At 72.4% G+C, this 20,445-nt stretch carries 22 protein-coding genes; 6 read left to right on the top strand and 16 right to left on the bottom strand.

The genetic code is table 11. The annotated features are described in order from the left end of the window. Window positions 1-100 precede the first annotated feature (100 nt). On the top strand, window positions 101-961 hold the full coding sequence (locus tag F7P10_RS34700; protein WP_151016015.1) for a helix-turn-helix transcriptional regulator: 861 nt from the start codon (window positions 101-103) through the stop codon (window positions 959-961). A 31-nt stretch (window positions 962-992) separates the two neighbouring features. Here the strand turns inward: F7P10_RS34700 and F7P10_RS34695 are convergent, their stop codons facing one another. The 4 genes from F7P10_RS34695 to F7P10_RS34680 form a co-directional block, all read right to left on the bottom strand. Next, on the bottom strand, window positions 993-1,535 hold the full coding sequence (locus F7P10_RS34695) for an AAA family ATPase (RefSeq protein ID WP_218040229.1): 543 nt from the start codon (window positions 1,533-1,535) through the stop codon (window positions 993-995). A 139-nt stretch (window positions 1,536-1,674) separates the two neighbouring features. Then, window positions 1,675-2,151 carry a hypothetical protein gene (locus F7P10_RS34690; protein ID WP_151016013.1) on the bottom strand — a complete coding sequence of 159 codons (477 nt, stop codon included), beginning with the start codon at window positions 2,149-2,151 and terminating at the stop codon, window positions 1,675-1,677. Window positions 2,152-2,392: 241 nt separating this feature from the next. After that, a complete protein-coding gene (locus tag F7P10_RS34685; protein ID WP_151016011.1) occupies window positions 2,393-2,578 on the bottom strand; it encodes a DUF397 domain-containing protein in 186 nt (61 codons plus the stop codon). Then, complete coding sequence (locus F7P10_RS34680) at window positions 2,569-3,375, bottom strand: helix-turn-helix transcriptional regulator (RefSeq protein WP_254716832.1); 807 nt, start codon at window positions 3,373-3,375, stop codon at window positions 2,569-2,571. Before F7P10_RS34680 ends, F7P10_RS34685 begins: the two co-directional genes overlap by 10 nt. A 139-nt stretch (window positions 3,376-3,514) precedes the next feature. Here F7P10_RS34680 and F7P10_RS34675 point away from each other — a divergent pair, with 139 nt between their 5' ends. Next, complete coding sequence (locus tag F7P10_RS34675; RefSeq protein WP_151016007.1) at window positions 3,515-3,901, top strand: ATP-binding protein; 387 nt, start codon at window positions 3,515-3,517, stop codon at window positions 3,899-3,901. Window positions 3,902-3,978: 77 nt separating this feature from the next. On the opposite strand, the gene F7P10_RS34670 is transcribed toward F7P10_RS34675, so the two are convergent. Continuing rightward, the gene (locus F7P10_RS34670) at window positions 3,979-4,611 is read right to left on the bottom strand and encodes a PaaI family thioesterase (protein WP_151016005.1); all 633 of its coding nucleotides are present in this window, start codon (window positions 4,609-4,611) and stop codon (window positions 3,979-3,981) included. A 192-nt stretch (window positions 4,612-4,803) separates the two neighbouring features. Between F7P10_RS34670 and F7P10_RS34665 the strand changes: the two genes are divergently transcribed. Beyond that, window positions 4,804-5,421, top strand: coding sequence for a DUF4870 domain-containing protein (locus tag F7P10_RS34665; RefSeq protein WP_151016003.1), 618 nt, complete (start codon window positions 4,804-4,806; stop codon window positions 5,419-5,421). Window positions 5,422-5,436: 15 nt separating this feature from the next. On the opposite strand, the gene F7P10_RS34660 is transcribed toward F7P10_RS34665, so the two are convergent. Together F7P10_RS34660 and F7P10_RS34655 are read right to left on the bottom strand one after the other, a co-directional pair. Next, entirely contained in the window at window positions 5,437-6,261 is an 825-nt protein-coding gene (locus tag F7P10_RS34660; protein WP_151016001.1) for an LLM class F420-dependent oxidoreductase, read from the bottom strand. Between the two features lie 68 nt (window positions 6,262-6,329). After that, on the bottom strand, window positions 6,330-7,073 hold the full coding sequence (locus F7P10_RS34655; RefSeq protein WP_151015999.1) for an integrase: 744 nt from the start codon (window positions 7,071-7,073) through the stop codon (window positions 6,330-6,332). 217 nt (window positions 7,074-7,290) lie between these two features. Between F7P10_RS34655 and F7P10_RS34650 the strand changes: the two genes are divergently transcribed. After that, window positions 7,291-7,524, top strand: a complete 234-nt coding sequence (locus F7P10_RS34650) for a hypothetical protein (RefSeq protein WP_151015997.1) — start codon at window positions 7,291-7,293, stop codon at window positions 7,522-7,524. A 355-nt stretch (window positions 7,525-7,879) separates the two neighbouring features. Here the strand turns inward: F7P10_RS34650 and F7P10_RS34645 are convergent, their stop codons facing one another. Beyond that, the gene (locus F7P10_RS34645) at window positions 7,880-8,542 is read right to left on the bottom strand and encodes a cyclase family protein (RefSeq protein ID WP_151015995.1); all 663 of its coding nucleotides are present in this window, start codon (window positions 8,540-8,542) and stop codon (window positions 7,880-7,882) included. 36 nt (window positions 8,543-8,578) lie between these two features. Between F7P10_RS34645 and F7P10_RS34640 the strand changes: the two genes are divergently transcribed. Then, window positions 8,579-9,406, top strand: a complete 828-nt coding sequence (locus F7P10_RS34640) for a HipA family kinase (RefSeq protein WP_151015993.1) — start codon at window positions 8,579-8,581, stop codon at window positions 9,404-9,406. Beyond that, window positions 9,403-9,813, top strand: coding sequence for a DUF3037 domain-containing protein (locus F7P10_RS34635; protein ID WP_151015991.1), 411 nt, complete (start codon window positions 9,403-9,405; stop codon window positions 9,811-9,813). The genes F7P10_RS34640 and F7P10_RS34635 overlap by 4 nt, the downstream gene beginning before the upstream one ends. Window positions 9,814-9,817: 4 nt before the next feature. On the opposite strand, the gene F7P10_RS34630 is transcribed toward F7P10_RS34635, so the two are convergent. The 8 genes from F7P10_RS34630 to dxr all read right to left on the bottom strand — a co-directional run bounded on the left by F7P10_RS34630 (window position 9,818) and on the right by dxr (window position 20,374). After that, window positions 9,818-10,726, bottom strand: coding sequence for a hypothetical protein (locus tag F7P10_RS34630; protein ID WP_151015989.1), 909 nt, complete (start codon window positions 10,724-10,726; stop codon window positions 9,818-9,820). A gap of 146 nt (window positions 10,727-10,872) precedes the next feature. Further along, complete coding sequence (locus tag F7P10_RS34625; protein WP_151015987.1) at window positions 10,873-11,811, bottom strand: helix-turn-helix domain-containing protein; 939 nt, start codon at window positions 11,809-11,811, stop codon at window positions 10,873-10,875. A 72-nt stretch (window positions 11,812-11,883) separates the two neighbouring features. After that, window positions 11,884-12,726, bottom strand: a complete 843-nt coding sequence (locus tag F7P10_RS34620) for a GNAT family N-acetyltransferase (RefSeq protein ID WP_151018467.1) — start codon at window positions 12,724-12,726, stop codon at window positions 11,884-11,886. 133 nt (window positions 12,727-12,859) lie between these two features. Beyond that, entirely contained in the window at window positions 12,860-14,515 is a 1,656-nt protein-coding gene (locus tag F7P10_RS34615; RefSeq protein ID WP_254716172.1) for an alpha/beta hydrolase, read from the bottom strand. A gap of 126 nt (window positions 14,516-14,641) precedes the next feature. Further along, a complete protein-coding gene (locus tag F7P10_RS34610) occupies window positions 14,642-16,306 on the bottom strand; it encodes an alpha/beta hydrolase (RefSeq protein WP_176611778.1) in 1,665 nt (554 codons plus the stop codon). Between the two features lie 228 nt (window positions 16,307-16,534). After that, a complete protein-coding gene (gene ispG, locus F7P10_RS34605; protein WP_151018465.1) occupies window positions 16,535-17,659 on the bottom strand; it encodes a flavodoxin-dependent (E)-4-hydroxy-3-methylbut-2-enyl-diphosphate synthase in 1,125 nt (374 codons plus the stop codon). Between the two features lie 243 nt (window positions 17,660-17,902). Continuing rightward, complete coding sequence (locus F7P10_RS34600; RefSeq protein ID WP_151015983.1) at window positions 17,903-19,102, bottom strand: RIP metalloprotease; 1,200 nt, start codon at window positions 19,100-19,102, stop codon at window positions 17,903-17,905. A 39-nt stretch (window positions 19,103-19,141) separates the two neighbouring features. Next, window positions 19,142-20,374: a 1-deoxy-D-xylulose-5-phosphate reductoisomerase gene (gene dxr / locus F7P10_RS34595; RefSeq protein ID WP_151018464.1), complete on the bottom strand. Its 1,233-nt coding sequence runs from the start codon at window positions 20,372-20,374 to the stop codon at window positions 19,142-19,144. Window positions 20,375-20,445 lie beyond the last annotated feature (71 nt).

The raw sequence follows: 20,445 nt of genomic DNA, 5'->3' as shown, positions 1-20,445 counted from the left end.
CGCCAGCCTGACCCGCCGTCCACGGCGGCCACCAGCCCGCGTTGTGGGTATGCACGGCAGGGTCAGGCTCACCGCCGCGAAGCCGGGCATACTCGACGTCATGGCGGTTTCGACGCAGCTCAGCGAGTTCCTGCAGGCCCGGCGTGCGCGGTTGACCCCCGCGGACGCGGGCGTCGTCCCGCTGCCCGGCCCCCGCCGCGTCGCCGGGCTCCGCCGCGAGGAACTCGCCCACGTCGCGGGCGTCAGCGTCTCGTACTACACGCGCCTCGAACAGGGCCAGTCGGTCAACGCGTCCCCGGGCGTGCTCGACGCGCTCGCCACCGCCCTGCGCCTGGACGAGCACGAACGCGCGCACCTGCACCTGCTCGCGTCCGGCCGCCCCCGCCCCCGCGAGGAGCCCCCGGCCGAGCACGTCGACACCCTCACCCGCGACCTGATGCGCTCCGTCGGGGACGCACCGGCGCTCGTCCTCGGCCGCCGCACCGACGTGCTCGCCTGGAACCCCCTCGCGCACGCCCTCCTCGCCGGACACGTCGACCCCACCGCCCCCGACCGTCCCGCCGATCGGCCCAACCTGGCGCGCATGCTGTTCCTCGACCCGCACACCCGGGAGTTGTACGCGGACCGCGAGCGCAAGGCCCGCGCCGTCGTCGGCCACCTGCGCCGGGTCGCCGGCCGCCACCCCGAGGACGCGCTGCTCGCCTCGCTGATCGGCGAACTGTCGATGAGGTCCGACGAGTTCACCGCACTGTGGAGCGACCACCGGGTCAGGCCGTGCGAGGCCGATGCCTACCTGCTGCGGCACCCGCTCGTCGGCGAACTCACCGTCACGCAGCAGAACCTCGCCATGACCCGCTCCCCCGGGCAATCCCTGTCCGTGATGACCACGAAAGCGGGCTCCAGTTCGGCCGACACGATCGAACTGCTCCGCACGCTCGTCGACACCGAACCGCCCCGCTGAAGCCGCGGCACCCGCGCGCGCTCCCGCCCGTTCAGTGCTCCCGTTCGCGGATCCATGCGACGACGGCATGCACATCGACCGGACGCGTGGTGTCGACGCGCAACGTCGGCCCCACACCGAGCGGCCGGGCCGTGTGCCGCCGGCTCTCCCACTCGTCGTCCGTCAGCGGATCACCGTGCACGGGATGGCGCGGATGCCGGGCCTCGAAGCGCCGCCTGGCGATCTCCATCGGGACATCGCACCAGATCTCGACCGTCCTCGGCTCCCCGGCACGGTTCAATCCGCGCGTGACCAGGTCGCGGACGTCCGACGGCCAGCAGGACTCGAGGACCGCACCGGCGGGCGCGTCCGCCAGCAGTGCCCACATGGTCTCGCTCGCCGCCGCACCGAGCGCCGAGTTCCAGCGACGCTGCGGCACCCCGGCAGCCGCCGCGCCCAGCACGTCCGCGTGGGTCTCCTTGATGACGTCCTTGCTGAACAGCGGCAGCCCGAGACGCCGCGCCAACTCCCGCGCGAGCGTCGACTTCCCCGCACCGGGCAGCCCGTTGACCAGCACGGCGACCGGCCCCGTCACACGGCACCGCCCACGAGAGAGAACCGGGTCGTCGACACTCGTCCGTCCCTTCCGCGATGACGCGAAGATGGGCCGTCCACGCCGGTGACGACCTCGCGCGGCGGCGGTACCCACCGTACGGAAGGACCGGTCCCCGCCGCTAAACGGACTCGTCCACCAGGTGGGCGTCCCAGATCCCGGCGGCCTTCTCGTGGGAGTCGACGCCGGAGAAGAAGGAGTCGGCCAGCGCGGGAACCTCCGCCTCGTCGATGCCCTCGGCTTCGAGGAACTTCGGCCGGAACACGGCGAACCCTTCGGAAGTCGCCTCGGGCCGGTAGGGAACCGCCATCTTCATCGACCGCCGGGACGGGAGGTACTCCACGGCCTCGATGATCAGCGCATCGACGCGTCCCGCCTCGAGGTGGAGGTAGGCGTCGATCACGAGGACCGCGCGCACCCGGTCGTCCTGACCGGTGTGCAGCGCCTCCTGCCCCGCCCTCGCGGCGTCCCCGACGTCGTCTTGAACCAGCCGTTCCATGCCCCGCTCGCCGTTCGGGGACTCGTAGGCGAGCATCGGGATCAGCGTCTCGCCCGTCGAGACGCTCCAGACGCCATGGGCGGCAAAGAATCCAGCCATTGCGGCCATCTCGTACATGGTCCGGCAGAGTAACGGGCCCGAACGACAAGAACGGCGGCCATCACACCGGCCGGTCACCTGACGGGCGGATCAGAGCACTCGATCCCCGTCGGACACCCGCACGAACGGCCCGCCCCGCCGCACCCGGCGTCCGTCGTCCCGCCGCTCGATGGCGAGGACGCACCCGTCCTCACGCACGGGCATGCCGTTCACGTTGACCGAGTGGAGCGGTACTCACCGCTCATCGCGGCATGTGGTGCCCGATGGCCTCACGAAGAGCGGCGCAGGTGAGCAGGAGGACGGGCCCGTCCGGATCCTTGCTGTCGCGGACACCGATCGCGCCGGAAACCGCCGCCAACTCGACGCAGTTGCCACCGTTCTCGCCGCTCCGGCTTGCCTTGCGCCAAGCGACGTTACTCAGGTCCATTTTTCAAGCGCCTTCCTGATCACATCCAGTGACATGTCTTCCGGGAGGGCCCGCGCCCGTAGTTCTCGCAGGGCGTTGGACAGCTTCGCCAGATCTTCGGGAGCATCGGTCGTGATGCCGCGAATGATCGTCTCCAGGTATGCCACCTCACTGCGGTCTTCCATGGTAGCCATCACGCAGGCGCCGCCTGTGCCTGAAGGGCGCCCATTGTTCCGGACGATCTGGATGGTGACGTTGGGCAGTTCGCTGAGAGAGATCAGGTGCTCCATCTGCTGACGCATCACCTCGGCTGATCCGACCATGTAACCGAGCACCGCTTCACCCAAGAGCGCGGTCAGGGTCGTGGGAGTTCTGTCTTCCCTGGTAAGGATCCCCTGCCGCGACAGGCGCGCTTCCACTGCCTCCTCCGTGTTGAGGAACATGCGCGCGTAACTCTCGTGCTGAAGCAGCCCGGGGACGATCGTGTGCTCGTAGGTGATCAACTCGACGGCATCGGCCTCGATCTGTGGCCAGTCGAACCAGATCGGGACCGGGTGACCGTCCTTGTTCAGGTCACCCCACAGACTGATGAGGAACCCGCCCGCCTCAAGGTAGTTGTCCACCAGCTCGACGTACGACCGTGTGGCTCGCTTTTTCCCCGCTTCGATCCTGCTCACCTGGGCGGGACTGACCTTCGTCAGGTGGGCGATCGTCTCCTGCTTGAGATCTTTGGCCTCTCGCAGCCGCCGCATCTGCCGTCCGAGCGCGACGAGGGCCGGAGATTCCTGGGGACGCTGACGCTGACGCCGTACCGCCATGATCACTTACCTCTCTTGGCAATTTGCAGCTACGGCGGGGGCCTTGCTCTTGAGCGCCACTTCGCAGTGGCACGCCAATCCTAACTCTCAAGATGGCTGAATGTATGCCATCCGCAACACACAGTGATGGGAGCTGGGCATGGTGGAGGCGACGCATGCGGAGATGGTGGTCAAGCGCCACCTCGGGTCGGTCGCGGAGGTGCGAGGCTTCGTGCGGCTGGTGCTCGGGACGACGGACGTGGACGACTTCGTCCCGTGCCTGGTCGCGAGCGAGCTGGTGACGAACTCCATCCGGCACACCACCGGAACCGACGACGTCACCTTCAGGATCGGGTGGAACGAGGACCGGTCGCTGTGGATGGAGGTGCAGGACTCGCTGTGGGAGGAGCCGCGCGTGCAGCGGGCGGACCTCGACGCCGAGTCCGGGCGCGGGATGTTCGTCGTGGAGTCCTACACGCGGTACTGGGGCGTCCGGCCGCTGAGCGGCAACCTCGGGAAGGTCGTGTTCGCGGTTCTCGATCCATGATCGGAACTGGGAGGCCCTCCCATGCGGAATTCACGCCGAACGTGCCCCGGCGTTGGGAGTCTTCCCCGCCGGTACCTCTAGACGGCGTCGCCGGGTGCGGACTGCGGGGCGATGAACATCGCCGACGCCTCGACGCAGACGCGTCCGTCCGGTCCGCAGATCGTGCCGTCGGCGTAGATCTTGCGGCCCTCAACGCGGCTCGCCTTCGCCTCGACCGTGAGCGGGACGCCGAGCGGGGTCGGGCGGCGGTAGCGGGTCTCCAGGGTGGCGGTCATGCCCGGGGTGCCGGTCGCGGCGGCGGCCATGCCGAGCACCTGGTCCATGACCATCGCGGAGACCCCGCCGTGCACGAAGGTGGGCGGCCCCTCGTAGACGGCGGGCAGCGTGAACTCGGCGCGGACGATGCCCTCCTCGGACATCTCGAAGTCCACGGGCGGGGCGATCGGGTTGAGGTGACCGGTGACCGGGTTGGCGATCTGCCGCTCGAGACCGTGCCCGGCGATCGCCCCGTACGGCGGGTGGACGCGCGCGGCGGCCTTCACACGTGCGGTGAGCGCCGCGACCTCGGCGGCGACCGAGGCCGCCTCGGCGGGCTCGATCCGGGTCAGGACCATGGCCTCGGTCAGCTCCCGCACCTCGGCGGCGAGCGCGGCGAGCGCCGTCTCGTCGTCGTCGGACAGGATGTCCCGGTCCGCGAACACCTCGCTCATTCAGCCTCCCTCAGCCGAACGAGATTCTAAGTTGTCGGGCGGAATGCCCCGTACACCAGGGTCTCGGTTCGGCCGGAGGAGCCTGCCCATGCCCCCGGCAAAGGCCGCCGCGCTGGTGGCCGTTTTCGGCAGATCCGGCTAGTGCGTCCGGAACGGCGAGGATCGTCGGCGTTGCGAGATAGATTCCTGCACATGACGGATCAGCCGCCCGGAGACCGGCCCGACTTCGCACCGCCCGACGACTGGTCGCACGGGCAGCAGGGACACGGTCCGGGATACGGACAGGGCTACGAGCAGCCGTACGGCCAGCAGGGTTACGGGCAGCAGCCGTACGGCGGGTACCAGCAGGGTTATCCCGGGGGCGGCTCGAACTGGGGGTACGGGCAGCCGCCCGGCGGTCCCCCGCCCCACGGTTCGCCGCCTTACGGCCCGCCGCCCGGTGGCACGGCCGGCGGCGGTGAGGAGCCCATGTGGGCGATGTTCTGCTATCTCGGTTCGCTGGTCGTCGGCTTCATCGCCCCGCTCGTCATCTACTTCGTGAAGCGGCGCGAGTCGGGGTTCGTCCGCTACCACGCCGCGCAGGCGCTGAACTACTCGCTCACGCTGCTGATCCACGTCGCGGCGTTCCTGCTGGTCTCCGTGGTGCCCCTGATCATCACCGAGAACCCGCTGTTCCTGATCCCGCTCGTCTTCATGTACCTCGAGCTGCTGATCAGCCCGTTCGTCGCGCTGATCATCGGTGCGGTGAAGTCGAACAAGGGCGAGTACTTCCGGATCCCGGCGTTCTTCTGCTTCCCGATGATCCGCTGACGGCGTCCGTCCGGATCACAGGTAGGACGACGCGTACTCGTCGAGGCACGCCAGCACCATGTCGCGACCGCCGGCGGGTACGCGCAGCACCACCTCCGCGATGCCGAGCGAGGCGTAGTGGTCAAGCTTTTCGGCGGACGGCAGGGTCCCGAACGGGACGACCGGGACCATCGGGCGCCCCGCGTCCGCGCAGGCCCGCCGGAGCCGCGGCAGCGCCTCGCGGACGCCCGCGCCGCCGATCGGCAGCCAGCCGTCCCCGTACTCGGCGACGTGCTCGAACAGCGTCGGCCCGGGGGCACCGCCGAGCAGCACCGGCACCCGCCCGTCGGGTTTGGGCCACGACCAGCTCGGCTCGAACTCGACGAACTCGCCCTTGAACGACGCCTCCTCGCTCGTCCACAGCTCGCGCATGGCCAGGACGTGCTCGCGGACCATCGCGCGGCGGCGCTGCCAGGGCACGCCGTGGTCGGCGCCCTCCTCGGCGTTCCAGCCGTAGCCGACGCCGAGCGCGACGCGCCCGCCCGCGAGCCGGTCCAGGGTGGCGACGGCCTTCGCGGTGACGATCGGGTCCCGCTGGGCCGACAGCAGGATGCCGGTGCCCAGCGTGATCCGCTCGGTGACGACGGCCGCCGCGGCGAGCGAGACGAGCGGGTCGAGCGTCCGCCCGTACTCGGCGGGCAGCGTGCCGTCCCCGGTGGGCGGCGGGGTCGCCCGCGAGACCGGGATGTGGGTGTGCTCCGGCAGGTAGAGCGACGCGAAGCCGCGCGCCTCCGCCTCCCGCGCCAGCTCGTGCGGCGCCATGGTCAGGTCGGTGGCGAACATCGTGACGCCCAGCCGCATCCCCGCTCCCCTCTCTCCGCGAGGACACCGTAACACCCGACCAAGCGGTTGCTCGGGACATCCTGTGCTCAGAACGCGCAGACGGCGGCGGTGGCGTCGTCCTGCGGCTTGCCGCGCGGCCAGCGGACGGCTTGCGGATCGGTGCGCTCGATCTCGCGGGTGCGCTCGACGAGGACGGCCGGGCCGGACTCGACGGCGAGGCGGGCGAGACCTGCCAGGTCGGTGACGCCGAACCGGTCGGCGAGGCGGGTGGCGCCGTCGGTGAGCAGCAGCGCGTGCCGCACGTCGCGCAGCGCGACCGTCCCGGTGATCGCGTCCTCCGCCCCGGCCGGGTCGGACCCCACCCAGCAGGGGCCGCCGGTGATCTCGCGCAGCCCGTCGCGGCAGTCCAGCAGCAGCGTCGAATCGGCCAGCACCAGGTAGTCGAGCAGGTCGCCGCGCACCCGGACGGCCAGGACGGTCGCGCGGGGCGTCGTCGGGACGGTCAGGTCGCACGTGGCACGGTGCGCGGCGGCCACGTCGGCGATCGCCCCGGCGAGCCGTCCCACCAGCGGACGGTCGGCGCGGACGTGCGCGCCCTCGGGCGGCCCGACCGGCGCCCCGGCCTGCGGGCCGAGCCCGTCCAGCATGCGGGCGAGCAGGCGGGTGCCGAGGGACCGCGAGTACCAGGCGGTGCCGTGCACGCAGCCGAGGTCCGTGCCGAGCGGAAGTCCGCAGCCGTCCAGGACGACCGCCGCACCCGGCGCCGCCGCCACGAAGTCCTCGTTGCCCCGCCTCGGATCGCCCTCGTCCGTCGCCCACGTGACCCGCATCCCGCTCCCCTCGTCGCCCCCTCCCCCACTATCGCGCAAGGAGGAACGTGAACGCCGCCCGTTAACGGACGACTTGATCTCCCCCTGGACGCGCCCCCACGGAAGCAGTCGGTGAGATGCAACGAAGGTGTGACTACGCTCCGCACACTTCTCTATTCTCGCCGTCATAAGCGAGCTCCCCATCGACGCCCTGAACGGGCCGTCGCCCCCCAGTAGCGTGACCGTCGCGAGCGACCTGCCGGGTGACGACCCGCACAACACGATCCGTCTCGGCGACGAGACGGCCGTCGTCGTACCCCTGGACGAGTACCTCCGCCTCCGCGAAGCGAAACTCGAAGCCGAGCAACTGGCCGCCGCACTACGCTCGCGAGAGAGGGCGGCCACCGGCGAGGTCGAACCCGGCATGACGACCGAACAGGTACGTCGCTTCCTGGGGCTCACGGAGACATGACCTATGCGCTGATCTGGGAGCCGAAAGCCACAAGCATGCTCTCCCCTACCTGGACGCCCCCCAAGGGACATGCAGGAGGTCTTGGAGGCGACCGGCGCGCTCGCCCATGATCCCCGCCCGAAGGAGCCCTTCCCGCACGGGCCGGTAGACAGTCGTCTGCATATCGAGCGCTATCGGGTCATATACAGCATCTGCGGCAAAGGCTGCGAAATCTGCATCAACCACGTCGGTCGTGCGAGATGAGATAACTCCCGGGCGCGAACGTCACCCTGGGCTCGGCCCGCGGCAGGTCGAGCCCAAGCCGCATCTGACGGGCCGCGCTCCCGCACCGGCAGGGCGGGAGCGCGGCCACGGCTCAGCGGGTGACGCGGGCGACGGCGCGCACCGGTGCGCCGTCCGCCCCGGCCAGCCGGATCGGGAACAGGGACGCCTCGATCGCGGCGCCGCGCGCGGCGAGCAGGGTGTCGAGGTTCGTGAGGTTCTCGGCGATGACGGCCCCGGCGCCGCACAGCACGCGGTGGGCCGCCAGGGTGAAGCCGTCCGCCCCCAGGACCGGGGTCGGGTCCACGCTGAGCGCGTCGATCCCGACCGTGCGGACGCCCGCCGCGACGATCGCCTCGGCCGTCTCGGGCGCGAGGTACGGGTGGTCGAGGTAGCGGTCGGTGCCCCAGTGCCGCGACCACCCGGTGGCGACGAGCAGGACGGTGCCGGGACGGAGGCCGGACGGGAGCGCGCCGGGCTCGATCGGGGCGCGCGGGGGCAGCCCCCGGGCGTCCATGAGGACGGCCGGTCCGGTGAAGCGGGCGAGCGGCAGCTCGTCGAGGCGGGGCAGGGAGTCGTCGATGTGGAACGGGGCGTCCACGTGCGTGCCGGACTGCGAGCCCAGGTGCAGCCGCAGGACGTTCACGCCCTCCTCGGCGACCGTGAGCGCGGGAGCGGCCTCCACCTCGGGGTCCCCCGGGTAGACCTGCATGCCGGTGGTGATCGGCACCGACAGGTCCACCAGCTCGATATCCATGCGGGCGATTATCCCGGCAACCGATAGCGTGACGTCGTGTTGCCTCATGTGACAGCCATCCGATACGTGACGCCGCTGCGTGAGGGCGGGTCGCTCCCGGGCGTCGTCGAGGCCGACGACCTCGGCACCTACGTGATGAAGTTCCACGGCGCCGGGCAGGGCCGCAAGGCCCTCGTCGCCGAGGTGATCGCCGGTGAGCTGGCGCGCCGGCTCGGCCTGCGGGTGCCCGACCAGGTGCTGATCGACCTCGATCCGGTGATCGGCCGGCACGAGCCCGACCCCGACGTCCAGGACCTGCTGAAGGCCAGCTCGGGCCGCAACCTGGGGATCGACTTCCTGCCGGGCTCGCTCGGCTTCGACCCGCTGGGCTGGACGCCCGACCCCGGCTTCGCGTCGCGGGTGCTGTGGTTCGACGCGTTCATCGGCAACGTGGACCGGAGCTGGCGCAACCCGAACATGCTGGTGTGGCACGGCGACGTGTGGCTGATCGACCACGGCGCGAGCCTGATCTTCCATCACGCGTGGGCGAACGCGGCGCGGCTGTTCTCCGGTCCCTACGACGTCGACGACCACGTCCTGACCCGGTACGCGACGCGGCTGGAGGAGGCGGAGGCCGAACTGGCGCCGCGCATCACCGAGGGGGTGCTGCGCGAGGTGACCTCGCTGGTGCCGGACGAGTGGCTGGAGCGCGAGCCCGGGTTCGCGGGGCCGCAGGCCGTCCGGGACGCCTACGTGGACGTGCTGCTGCCGCGCGCCGGCAAGCCCCGCGAGTGGCTGCCCGACCTGGCGGTGAGCGGGCGCCGCCCGGACACCGGGACGCGGCGCGGCGAGAACCGCCCGGACTGGCTCGGGGGCCCGGCATGAGCGGCGCGGGCAACATCCGGAAGGCGGGCGAGCCGACGGTGTTCGAGTACGCGGCGCTGCGGGTGATCCCGCGCGTGGAGCGCGGCGAGGTGATGAACGTGGGCGTCGTCGTGTACTGCCGGGCCCGTGACTACCTGGGCTGCCGCACCCATCTCGACACCCCGCGGCTGAAGGCGCTCGACGCGTCCCTGGACCTGGACGGCGTCCGCTCGGCGCTCGCGGGCGTCGACGCCGTGTGCGGGGGCGGGGAGCGGGCGGGGCAGGCGGCCGCCGAGGCGCCGGGCGCCCGGTTCCGCTGGCTGACGGCGCCGCGCAGCACGATCGTCCAGCCGGGGCCGGTGCACGCGGGCCTCACCGAGGATCCCGCCGCCGAACTCGACCGGCTCCTGAACCTGCTGGTGCTGTAGGCCGTCAGTCCCACTCCCAGCGGATGCCGTGGTAGCCGGCGGCCATGCCGAACTCGATGTAGTGGACGCTGTGGTAGCTGGACATCCGCAGATCCGCGGAGTCCTCGAGGGCGGACTGGCCGTCGGGCCGCCACGTCCGGTAGCAGCGGGCGGGCAGCGTCGCCGGGTGGAAGCAGACCTCGATGAGGTACTCGTGCTGCGGAGTGCGGAACCCGCGGCCCTCCTCGGTCACCGGCGGGCCGGTCTCGTCGAACCCGAACCCGTACTCCAGCAGGTACGTCTCGCCGCGCCCGAGGGCCCGGTCGAACAGCAGCTCGGCGGCGATGAGGCCGCTCGACTCGTCCATCCGGACGCGGCCGAAGCGGCAGCCGCGGGCGGTCCGGGAGGACGGGAGGACGCCGTGCGGGTGGTGGTAGACGGCGATCCAGCGGTCCACGCCGCGCTGCTGGGCCTGGAACACCGCGCGGGTGCGGACCTCGCGCAGCTCCCGGCGGTGCCCGACGATGTGCTGGTCGTGCAGGCTGAGCCCGGTGAGCTGCCGTTCGCCGCGGTCGCCGATCTCGTCGAGCAGGTCGCGGACGCCGGGCTCCGGGCACAGTTCCTCGACCGACTGCCACGGCCCGGCGGAGCGGTCGGCGGACGGGCGCAGCAGCGTCAGCAGCGAGTGCCGCGGCAGTTCGAGGATCGCCTCGAGGCCGCGGACGGCGCGCAGCGAGTCGGCGCGCTCGGGGCGGGTCCGGCCGCGCTGCCAGTAGCTCAAGGTGGAGAGGCTGACGGCGATACCCTGCTCCTCCAGGCGGCGGCGCAGCGACTCCAGGCTGAGGCCGCGCGCCTGGATGGCGGCCTGCAGGGCGACGTTGAAGGGACCGTACTGCAGGACCTGTAGAAGGTCGTCCTCGGCGACACTCTGCACTGCTAGGCCTCCGGATCCGGTCCGGCCGGCCCCCGTGAAACGGCCTTGACTCGTGAACTTTCCGCTCCCGCGCTCACTGTAAGACGGCTCGCCCCCCGCGTCGAGCGGCAAAGGTTCACAACGGCGCTGTGATTCCCGTCGCACGATCAGTGCCACTCCCATTCCAGGCCGACGATACCGCGCCGCACGTTCGCGACCGCGAGGTTCGCGCTGCCGGACGTCCCGACCCACAGCTCCCCGAGGCGGTGCCGCGGCCCGTCGGCGGCCTCGGCGGAGAAGCCGTAGCAGCGGGCCGGGAGCCGCTCGCCGTCGAACTGGACGACCGCGACGTAGTGCTGCACGGGATGCGGGAAGCGGCGGTCGTACCCGCCGGGCGGCCCGGCCCCCTCGGGGATCGTGACGGGCCCGAGGTCGTACTCGACGACGGCGGTGTCCCCAGCCGCCAGCACCCGGTCGAAGACGAGCTCGAACGCGACCAGTCCGCCCCCGGCGCGGATCCGTCCCGGACGGCAGTAGCGGGCGGCGGCGAGCCCGGACGCGCCGGACCCCCCGTCCGCGCCGTGCACCGCGGGGCTCGTCCGGTGGACGCACACGACGCGGTCGATGTCGTCGCCGGCGGCCCGCAGCACGGCCCGTACCGACAGCGTCCAGGTGCGGCCCGCCTCGTCCAGCCGGTAGACGTCGTGGACGCTGAGCCGTTCGAGGCGGTGGTCGCCGGACCGGTCGAGCTGGCCGACGAGCTCGGCGTACCCCGCGGGGTCGGGCCACAGCCCACGCGCGGAGGCGGGCGCGGCGGGGGACGGCCCGGCGGCGAGCGCGCCCCGGCCCGCGGCCGGGGTCGCGACCGCTCCGGCGACGGGCGCGGGCTCGTCGAGCAGGTCGGTCAGGGTGCCCGGCTCGACACCGAGGACGTCCTCGAGGGTCTCGACGACGGCGCGCGAGCGGGGGCGGCTGCGGCCCCGCTGCCAGTAGCTGAGGGTGGCCACGCTGACGGTCAGGCCGCTGCGCTCCAGCCGGTGCCGGACGCGTTCCAGGGTCAGCCCGCTGGCCTGGATGGCCTGCCGCAGTGCCCCGGCGAATTCCACGGCCCGGATGCTACCGTTCCGGACCGTTCCCGTCAGGTATCGGGGAGTAATCGGGCAAGGAATAACAAAACGCTAGAACAGGACGGACATGAACGATCCGGTCTCCACGAAGCCGACCCGGCGGTAGGCGGCCCGCGCCCGCGCGTTGTAGTCGTTGACATAGAGCGACACCGTCGGCGCGATCCCGCGCAGCGACTCGGTGACCACCGCGGACATCCCCGCCACCGACAGCCCCCGGCCGCGCAGGTCCGGCGGCACCCACACGCCCTGCACCTGGCAGGCGTGCGGCGTGACCGCACCGATCTCGGCCTTGAACAGGACGCGGCCGTCCTCGATCCGGGCGAACGCCCGCCCGTCCCGGATCAGCTCCGCCACCCGCGACCGGTACAGCACTCCCCCGTCGCCGGTGTTCGGCGAGACCCCGACCTCCTCGGTGAACATCGACACGCACGCCGGATACACCACGTCGAACTCGTCCATCCGCACCCGCCGGACGGCCCGGTCGGGCGGGGCGTCTGGCACCCGCGACGTCGCCATCACCGGCTGCACCGCGCGCACCGCCCGCGGCGGCCCCCAGTACGGTTCGAGGATCCGCCACAGGTCGCCGACCGTGTCGACCGGCCCGACGATGGACGAGCAGCGCCGCCCCTGCGCCCGCGCCCGCTCGCCGAACGCGCGGACGGCGTCCGGGCAGGCGGCGACCGGGATCAGGTTGGCGCCCGAGTAGCACAGCGACGCCAGCCGCCCGTCGCGCATGTAGCCCCACATCTGCGCACCGAGGCGCCGCGGGTCGAGCCCGGCCGCGTGCACCCGCGACCCGACGAACACGTTCGCGACGGGATCGGCGTCGAGGATCGCCAGCGCGTCGCGCCGATGCCGGTCGTCCAGCACCCGCACGGGCGCCGAGCCGAGCATGCGCACCGCTACCCTCCCCGGGCCGGGGACCCGCCCCGCACGGCGGCCTTCACCACTGAAAGCACCACGTGGCCAAGCCTATGCGGTCCCGGCCCCGATCACCTCAACGGCTCCCGCGCCCGGACGCGGCGGCTCACCCGGCGGGCTCGACCGGCCTCTCCCGCGCGCCCTCCGCCGCGTCCGCGTCCGGCCGCGCGTCCGCCGGGGCGGGCGGCGGGGCCGCGTCGCACGTCGCGTCCGGGCCGGGACGGCTCGCGGGCAGCTCGCCGCGCCCCAGGTAGGCGGCGACGGCACGGTCGACGCAGGCGTCCCCCGTGAGCGTGACGCCGTGCTCGTCGCCCCCTCGCTGCACCAGCAGCCGGGACGTGGGGAACCGCAGGTGCGTCTCCACCGCGCCCTCGTACGGCGTCGCGGCGTCCTCGGTCGCCTGGACGAGCAGGATCGGCGGCAGCGTCGCCTCGCCCCACACGTCCGGGCGGGGCCCGCCGGCCGCCTCCCAGAACGCGCACGGCGCGTTGTACCAGGTGTTGCTCCAGGTCTCGAAGCGATGGCCCGTCCGGTACAGGTGCTCGGCGTCGTCGCGCCAGCGGGCCCAGTCACGCGGCCACGCGGCGTCGCGGCACTCGACGGCGGTGTAGACCGCGTAGCCGTTCAGGTCGACCGGGGTCGGCGGCGTCCAGATCGCGCGGAGGGGGCCCGGGTCGCCGCCGACGGCGTACGCCGACAGGGCGCGCGCGTGAGCGTCCCACGTGTGCCGGGCGTAGCCGTCGCCGAGGAACAGGTCGTCGAGTTCGGCGGGGCCGATGCGGCCGTCGATCGGCGCGGTGGCGACCGCGGCGCGCGCCCTGTCGTAGGCGGCGCGGACCTCGGCTCCGGTCGTCCCGAGCCGGTAGGTCCCGTGATGGCGGGCGATCCAGTCGAAGTAGGCGCGGATGCGGTCCTCGAACGCGACGTTCTGGTCGAGGTTGTTCCGGTACCAGACACCGCTCGGCCGGGGCACGCTGTCGAGGACCATCCGGCCGACCCGCTCGGGGAACGTGGTCGCGTAGACCGCGCCCAGGTAGGCGCCGTAGGAGTAGCCGACGTAGCCGAGCTTCTCCTGCCCGAGCGCGCGGCGGATCGCGTCGAGATCGCGGGCGCCGTCGGCCGTGCCCATGTGCGGGAGCATCTCGCCGTGCTCCTCGGCGCACGAGCGCGCGAAGGCGCGGGCCCGCGCGACCCACGCCGCTTCCTCCCCGGCGTCCGCGGGGACCGGGTCGGGCAGCGCCCGTCCGGGGTTCCGGTAGGTCTCGTCGCAGCTCAGCGCGGGTTCGCTGGCGCCGACGCCGCGCGGGTCGAACCCGATCCAGTCGTACGCCGCGGCGACGTCCCCGGGCAGCGCGGACGAGAACAGGGCGGGGAGGTCGCGGCCGGTCGCGCCGGGCCCGCCGCGGTTCAGCAGGACGGCGCCCTTGGACTCGGCCGCCGTGTGCCGGGCGCGGCTCAGCGCGAGCGTGATCTGCTTCCCGTCGGGACGGTGGTGGTCGAGGGGTACGCGGACCTCGGCGCACTCCAGGCCCTTGAGCCTGCCGCCCGCGACGGGGTCGGCGGCGGGGCAGGGCTTCCACGCGATCCGGGAGCCGGGCGCGGCAATCCGGGAGCCGGGCGCGGCGGCCCCGGCCGCGGCCGAGCCGGGCGCGGCGGCCCCGGGCGCGGCGGACGCGCCCGGCTCCGCGACGCCCGCGAGCGCGAGGGCGAGCGCGGCGACGGCCGTCCCGGCGGTGATCCTTCTGGCGACGTCGTTCGGCACTTTCGCTTTCTACCGGTCGCGCGCCGCGGCACCGCCGAACCGGCGATCGCGCGATTCCATGCCGAACCGGGAGGTCACGCCCGCCCGGGACCGGGCCCGGCCGTACCGGCCGGGCCCGGTGCGGGGTCACGGGCGGATGACGTCGGCCTTGAGCAGCGCCGCCTCCGGCGCGCCGGTGCCGGTCGGCGCCTTCGCCCGCGCCTCGGACGGCGGCTTCGGGTCGCCGAGGTCCGGGACGTGGACGATCCGCTCGTCCGGACGCTCGCCGCGCAGGAAGTACGCGTCGTAATAGGCGTCGACGGCCGCGGAGCCGCGGTGCACGATGCAGTGCGTCCGGTCGCCGTCCTGCACGACCATCCGCGATCCCCGGAGGCGCTCGTGCATGTCGAGCGCGCCCTCGTACGGCGTCGCGGCGTCATGCGTGGACTGGAACATCAGGATGTTCTCCGGCAGGTCGGGGGCGGCCCCGACGTCGACCGGCTCCCCGGCCTTCGCGCCCCAGAACAGGCAGGGGGCATTGAACCAGGCGTTGCCCCAGGTCGTGAACGGGTGCTCGGCGTTGATCCGCGAGTTGTCGCGGTACCACTTCCACCAGCTCCGCGGCCACTGCACATCGGTGCACTCGGTTGCGAGGTACATCGCGTAGCCGTTGTCGTCGGCCTCGCCGCTCGTGGGCGAACCGAACGTGCTCGCGAAGGTGGCGACGTCCCCGGCCTTGTACGCCGACAGCCCGGCCGCGTAGCCGTGCCAGATCGCCTGGCTGCGTCGGTAGCCGGCGTTGAGCATGACGTCGATCAGCTCGGCCGGGCCGACGGCGAGCTCCTGCCCGCTCTCGGGGTCGGTGTGGCGGACGGGCTTCCCGCGGAGCTCGTCGCGCAGGCCGTAGAAGAAGTCGCGGACCTTCTCCTGCGTGTCGCCCAGGCCGTAGACGTCGTCGTACCGGGCGATCCACCCGAAGTAGTACTCGATGTTCTCGTCGAACGCGACGTCCTGGTTCAGGTTCGCCTCGTACCAGACGTGCGACGGCCCGACGTTGCCGTCCAGCACCATCTTGTCGACCCGCTTGGGGTAGACGGTCGCGTAGGACGAACCGAGGTACGTGCCGTACGAGGCACCGTAGTAGTCGAGCCGGTCGTTGCCCAGCGCCTTGCGGATCGTCTCCAGGTCGTGCACGGAGTCGATGGTCTTCACGTGGTCCATCAGGCCGATCTCGTCGGCCCGCTCGCAGTCCCGCGCGTAACCGGCCGAGCGCCACAGCCAGGTGGCCACGGGCCCGATCTCGCCCTCGCCGTAGGCGGGGCGCGGGGCGTTGGTGTACGTCTTGTCGCAGCTCAGCGCGGGCTCGCTCATGCCGACGCCGCGCGGGTCGAACCCGATGACGTTGTACGCCTTCCGCATCTCCGGCGAGTTCTGCGCGAACACGCGCGGCCCGAACAGCGCCCCGCCGCCGCCCGGTCCGCCCGGGTTGACGACGATGTCGCCCTCGGCGGGCCCGTCGCCGGTGTGCGGCGTCTTCGTGAGCTGCAGGGTGATCTTCGCGCCGTCCGGCTTCGCGTGATCGAGCGGCACCGCCAGTTCGGCGCACTGGACGATCTTCGAGACCGGGTACAGCGAGTCGTAGGCGGAGCGCACGGTCTCCACGAAGTCCGCGGGACAGGCGTGCCATTCCAGTGCTGCGGGGTCGAATCCTCCGGCCGGTCCGGCGGACGGGCTCGCGGCCTGCGCGCTTGTGGCGCCCAGGCCGGTGAGGCCGAGCGCGGCCACGGTGGCCGCGACGACGATCCTCTTCACAAATCCCCCTAACGTGCCGACTCGGTCGAGCCAGACATATGGGTAAATGAGTGAAGATTGTTGCGATGATCACGTCGGCGCGGACAGGCCCATCACATGGTGGATACCGAATCGTGACAAGATCACCGGAACTTCGTGATCACCCCGAACGTTCCGGTCCCCGGGCATGAGAAAGCCCCCGGAACGGGTTCCGGGGGCTTTCGGGCCCTTCGGGTGCCGGTCGGCGGGTCAGCCGACCATGACCTCGGCGCCGGGGCCGGAGACGGAACCGTCCTCGCCGACCTCGATGCCCATGTCCTCGGCGATCCGCATGGCCTCCTCGATCAGGGTCTCGACGATCTGCGCCTCGGGGACGGTCTTGATGACCTCGCCCTTGACGAAGATCTGGCCCTTGCCGTTCCCGGACGCCACGCCCAGGTCGGCCTCGCGGGCCTCGCCGGGCCCGTTCACGACGCAGCCCATGACCGCGACGCGCAGCGGGACCGGGAAGTCCTTCAGCCCGGCCGTGACCTGCTCGGCCAGCGTGTAGACGTCCACCTGCGCGCGCCCGCACGACGGGCACGAGACGATCTCCAGGCCGCGCTGCCGCAGCCCCAGCGACTCCAGGATCGCCGAGCCGACCTTGACCTCCTCGACGGGCGGCGCCGACAGCGACACCCGGATCGTGTCGCCGATGCCCTGGCTCAGCAGCGCGCCGAACGCCACCGAGGACTTGATCGTCCCCTGGAACGCCGGGCCCGCCTCGGTGACGCCGAGGTGCAGCGGGTAGTCGCAGGCGGCGGCGAGCTGCCGGTACGCCTCGATCATCACGACCGGGTCGTTGTGCTTGACGGAGATCTTGATGTCGCGGAAGCCGTGCTCCTCGAACAGCGAGCACTCCCACAGCGCCGACTCCACCAGCGCCTCGGGGGTGGCCTTGCCGTACTTCTCCAGCAGCCGCTTGTCGAGCGACCCGGCGTTGACGCCGATGCGGATCGGCACCCCGGCCTCGGTCGCGGCCTTGGCGATCTCCCCGACCTTGTCGTCGAACTTCTTGATGTTGCCCGGGTTGACCCGGACCGCCGCGCAGCCCGCGTCGATCGCGGCGAACACGTACTTCGGCTGGAAGTGGATGTCGGCGATGACCGGGATCGGCGACTTGCGGGCGATCGCCGGCAGCGCCTCGGCGTCGTCCTGCGACGGGCAGGCCACCCGGACGATCTGGCATCCGGACGCGGCCAGCTCGGCGATCTGCTGCAGCGTGGCGTTCACATCGGCGGTCAGCGTCGTGGTCATGGACTGGACCGACACCGGCGCGTCGCCGCCCACCGGCACGTTCCCGACCATGATCTGACGGGACTTGCGGCGCGGCATCGCCGCGGCCCCCGCCCCCTGCCCGTCACGGACCGTAGGAATTCCCAGTGAAACGCTCATCCCTCTCCTCTGTTCGCCTCTGCTCGCCCGGAGACGCACTCGGACCCCCGCAGAGAAGGGCGGGCGTCCCCCTCGTGTCACGGCCGCCCGGCCCGTACAAGCCTAGGCGCCCCGGGCGAATGAGGTGACGGCGACCGGCACGTAATAGTGTGGCCATTTGGCTACCTACAGTAAACCTCTCGATCATTCGGGCAGGTTGAGCGGGTTGAACAGATCGGCCAGGATCAGCAGCGCCCCGAACCCCACCAGGAGGAGAACGGCCAGGTAGGTGAGGGGAAGGAGCCTGGTGAGGTCGACGGTGCCGGGGTCCGGGCGGCCGCGCAGCCGCGCCAGTGCGGCCCGTGCGCGCTCGTAGCCGACGACCGCGAGGTGCCCGCCGTCCAGCGGCAGCAGCGGCACGACGTTCAGCGCGCCGAGGAAGATGTTCAGCGAGACGACAAGTGACAGAAACAATGCGACCTTGTCGCGGACCGAGTCCTCGGACGAGAAGATCTGCCCGGACACGTCGGTCGCGCCGACGACGCTGCCCACCTGCCCGCCGGGCGAACTGGCCCGCTCGTCCGAGAACAGGTTCGGGATCGCGGACGGGATGTCCACCACGACGCGGCCGATGGCCTCGACGGTCGTCGCGATGCCCCGCGCGGCGAACACGGCCGCGTTGATCGGCCCGACCCGCTCGTACCCGGCCCCCGTCACCCGCGCGGACATCCCGACGAACGGTTCCCCGCCCATCTCGGCGAGCCGCAGCCGCAGCGTCACGGGCCCCGGCGCGCCCCGCCGCTCGACCGTCAGCGGCACCGTCCGTCCGGGTTCGGCGCGGTCGATGGCCCGGGTCAGCTCCTCCCACCCGGCGACCCGGGTGCCGTCGAACGCGACGATCCGGTCCCCCGGCCGCAGCCCCGCCCGCGCGGCCGGGGACGCCGGACGGTCGGGCCCGCACTCGGTGCCCGTCCCGGCGGGCACGCACTCCGACACCCGGTCGACGGTCGTGGTGACCGTCCCGGGATCGCGCACCCCGATCGTCATCGCCATCACCATGAGCAGCAGGAACGCGAACGCGAAGTTGGCGGCGACGCCCGCGGCGATCACGATCGCGCGGCGCCCGGCGGGCTGCCGGTAGAACGCGCGGGGCCGGTCGGCCGGATCGATCTCCTCAAGCGGCGTGTACCCGACGATCTTGACGAAGCCGCCCAGCGGGATCGCCTTCACGCCGTACTCGGTCTCGCCGCGCCGCCGCGACCACAGCGTCGGCCCGAACCCGACGAAGTACTGGGTGGCCTTCATCCCGAACCGCTTGGCGGTGAGCAGGTGCCCGGCCTCGTGCAGCATCACCGACGCGAGCAGCGCGACGACGAACGCGACCGCGCCGAGCAGAAAGGCCATCCGGGCCCCCTTTGGGGTCGTCCCCGGACGGGCCGGGGATCAGTCGAGTCCCGTGACTTCTTTGGTCCGGGAGCGTGCCCACGCGTCGGCGGCGAGAACGTCGTCGACCGTCAGGCCCGCCGCTCCCGCACCGGCGCCCGGATCGTGCTCGTCCAGTACCCGCGCGATCGTGTCGACTATCGCGAGGAACGGCAGCCGTCCCGCCCGGAACGCCTCCACGCATTCCTCGTTGGCCGCGTTGTAAACGGCCGGGGCGGTGCCGCCGAGCTCACCGGCGCGGCGCGCCAGCCGCACCGCCGGGAACGTCCCGTCGTCGAGCGGGAACAGCTCCCAGGTGTGCGCGCGCGTCCAGTCGACGCCGGGCGCCGCGTCCGGGACGCGGTCGGGCCAGTCCATGCCGAGCGCGATCGGCAGCCGCATGTCCGGCGGGCTCGCCTGCGCGAGCGTGGACCCGTCGGTGAACTCGACCATCGAGTGGATGACCGACTGCGGGTGCACCATGACCTCGATGCGGTCCATCGGGACGTCGAACAGCAGGTGCGCCTCGATGACCTCCAGGCCCTTGTTGACGAGGGTGGCCGAGTTGATCGTGACGACCGGCCCCATGTCCCACGTCGGGTGGTTCAGCGCCTGCTCGGGCGTGACACCGGCCAGCTCGTCGCGGGTGCGGCCGCGGAACGGGCCGCCGCTCGCGGTCAGCACCAGCCGCCGCACCTCCGCGGCGCGGCCGCCGCGCAGGCACTGCGCGAGCGCCGAGTGCTCGGAGTCGACCGGGACGATCTGCCCCGGCCTGGCCCGCTCCCGCACCAGCGGGCCGCCGATGATGAGCGACTCCTTGTTGGCCAGCGCCAGCGTCCGTCCGGCGTCCAGCGCGGCGAGCGTGGACGCCAGGCCGAGCGCCCCCGTGACGCCGTTCAGCACGACGTCGCACTGCCACCCGGCGACCTCGGCGACCGCCTCCGGCCCGGCGACGATCTTCGGGATGGGGTAGTCGCCGGCGGCGTAGCCGCGGCGCTTGGCCTCGGCGTAGAAGGCGAGCTGCAGCTCCTGGGCGGCGGACGCCTTGGCGACGGCGACGATCTCGGGCCGGAACTCCAGCGCCTGCTCGGCCAGCAGGCCGACCCGACCGCCCCCGGCGGCCAGGCCCGTCACGCGGAACCGGCCGGGGTTGCGGCGGATCACGTCGAGCGCCTGGGTGCCGATCGATCCGGTGGAGCCGAGCACGACGACGTCGCGGGCGGCGGACGCGTCGGCGGTGTCGGTGGGAGTCATCACGGGACCATTGTCGGCCATCGGGACGGTCCCGTCCGCCCCGCCTGCCAGATCGCCCCGGCCCGGTCTCC

The sequence above is a fragment of the Actinomadura sp. WMMB 499 genome (genome assembly GCF_008824145.1).
Classification (GTDB): domain Bacteria; phylum Actinomycetota; class Actinomycetes; order Streptosporangiales; family Streptosporangiaceae; genus Spirillospora.
This window is presented reverse-complemented; position numbering and strand designations above follow the sequence as displayed.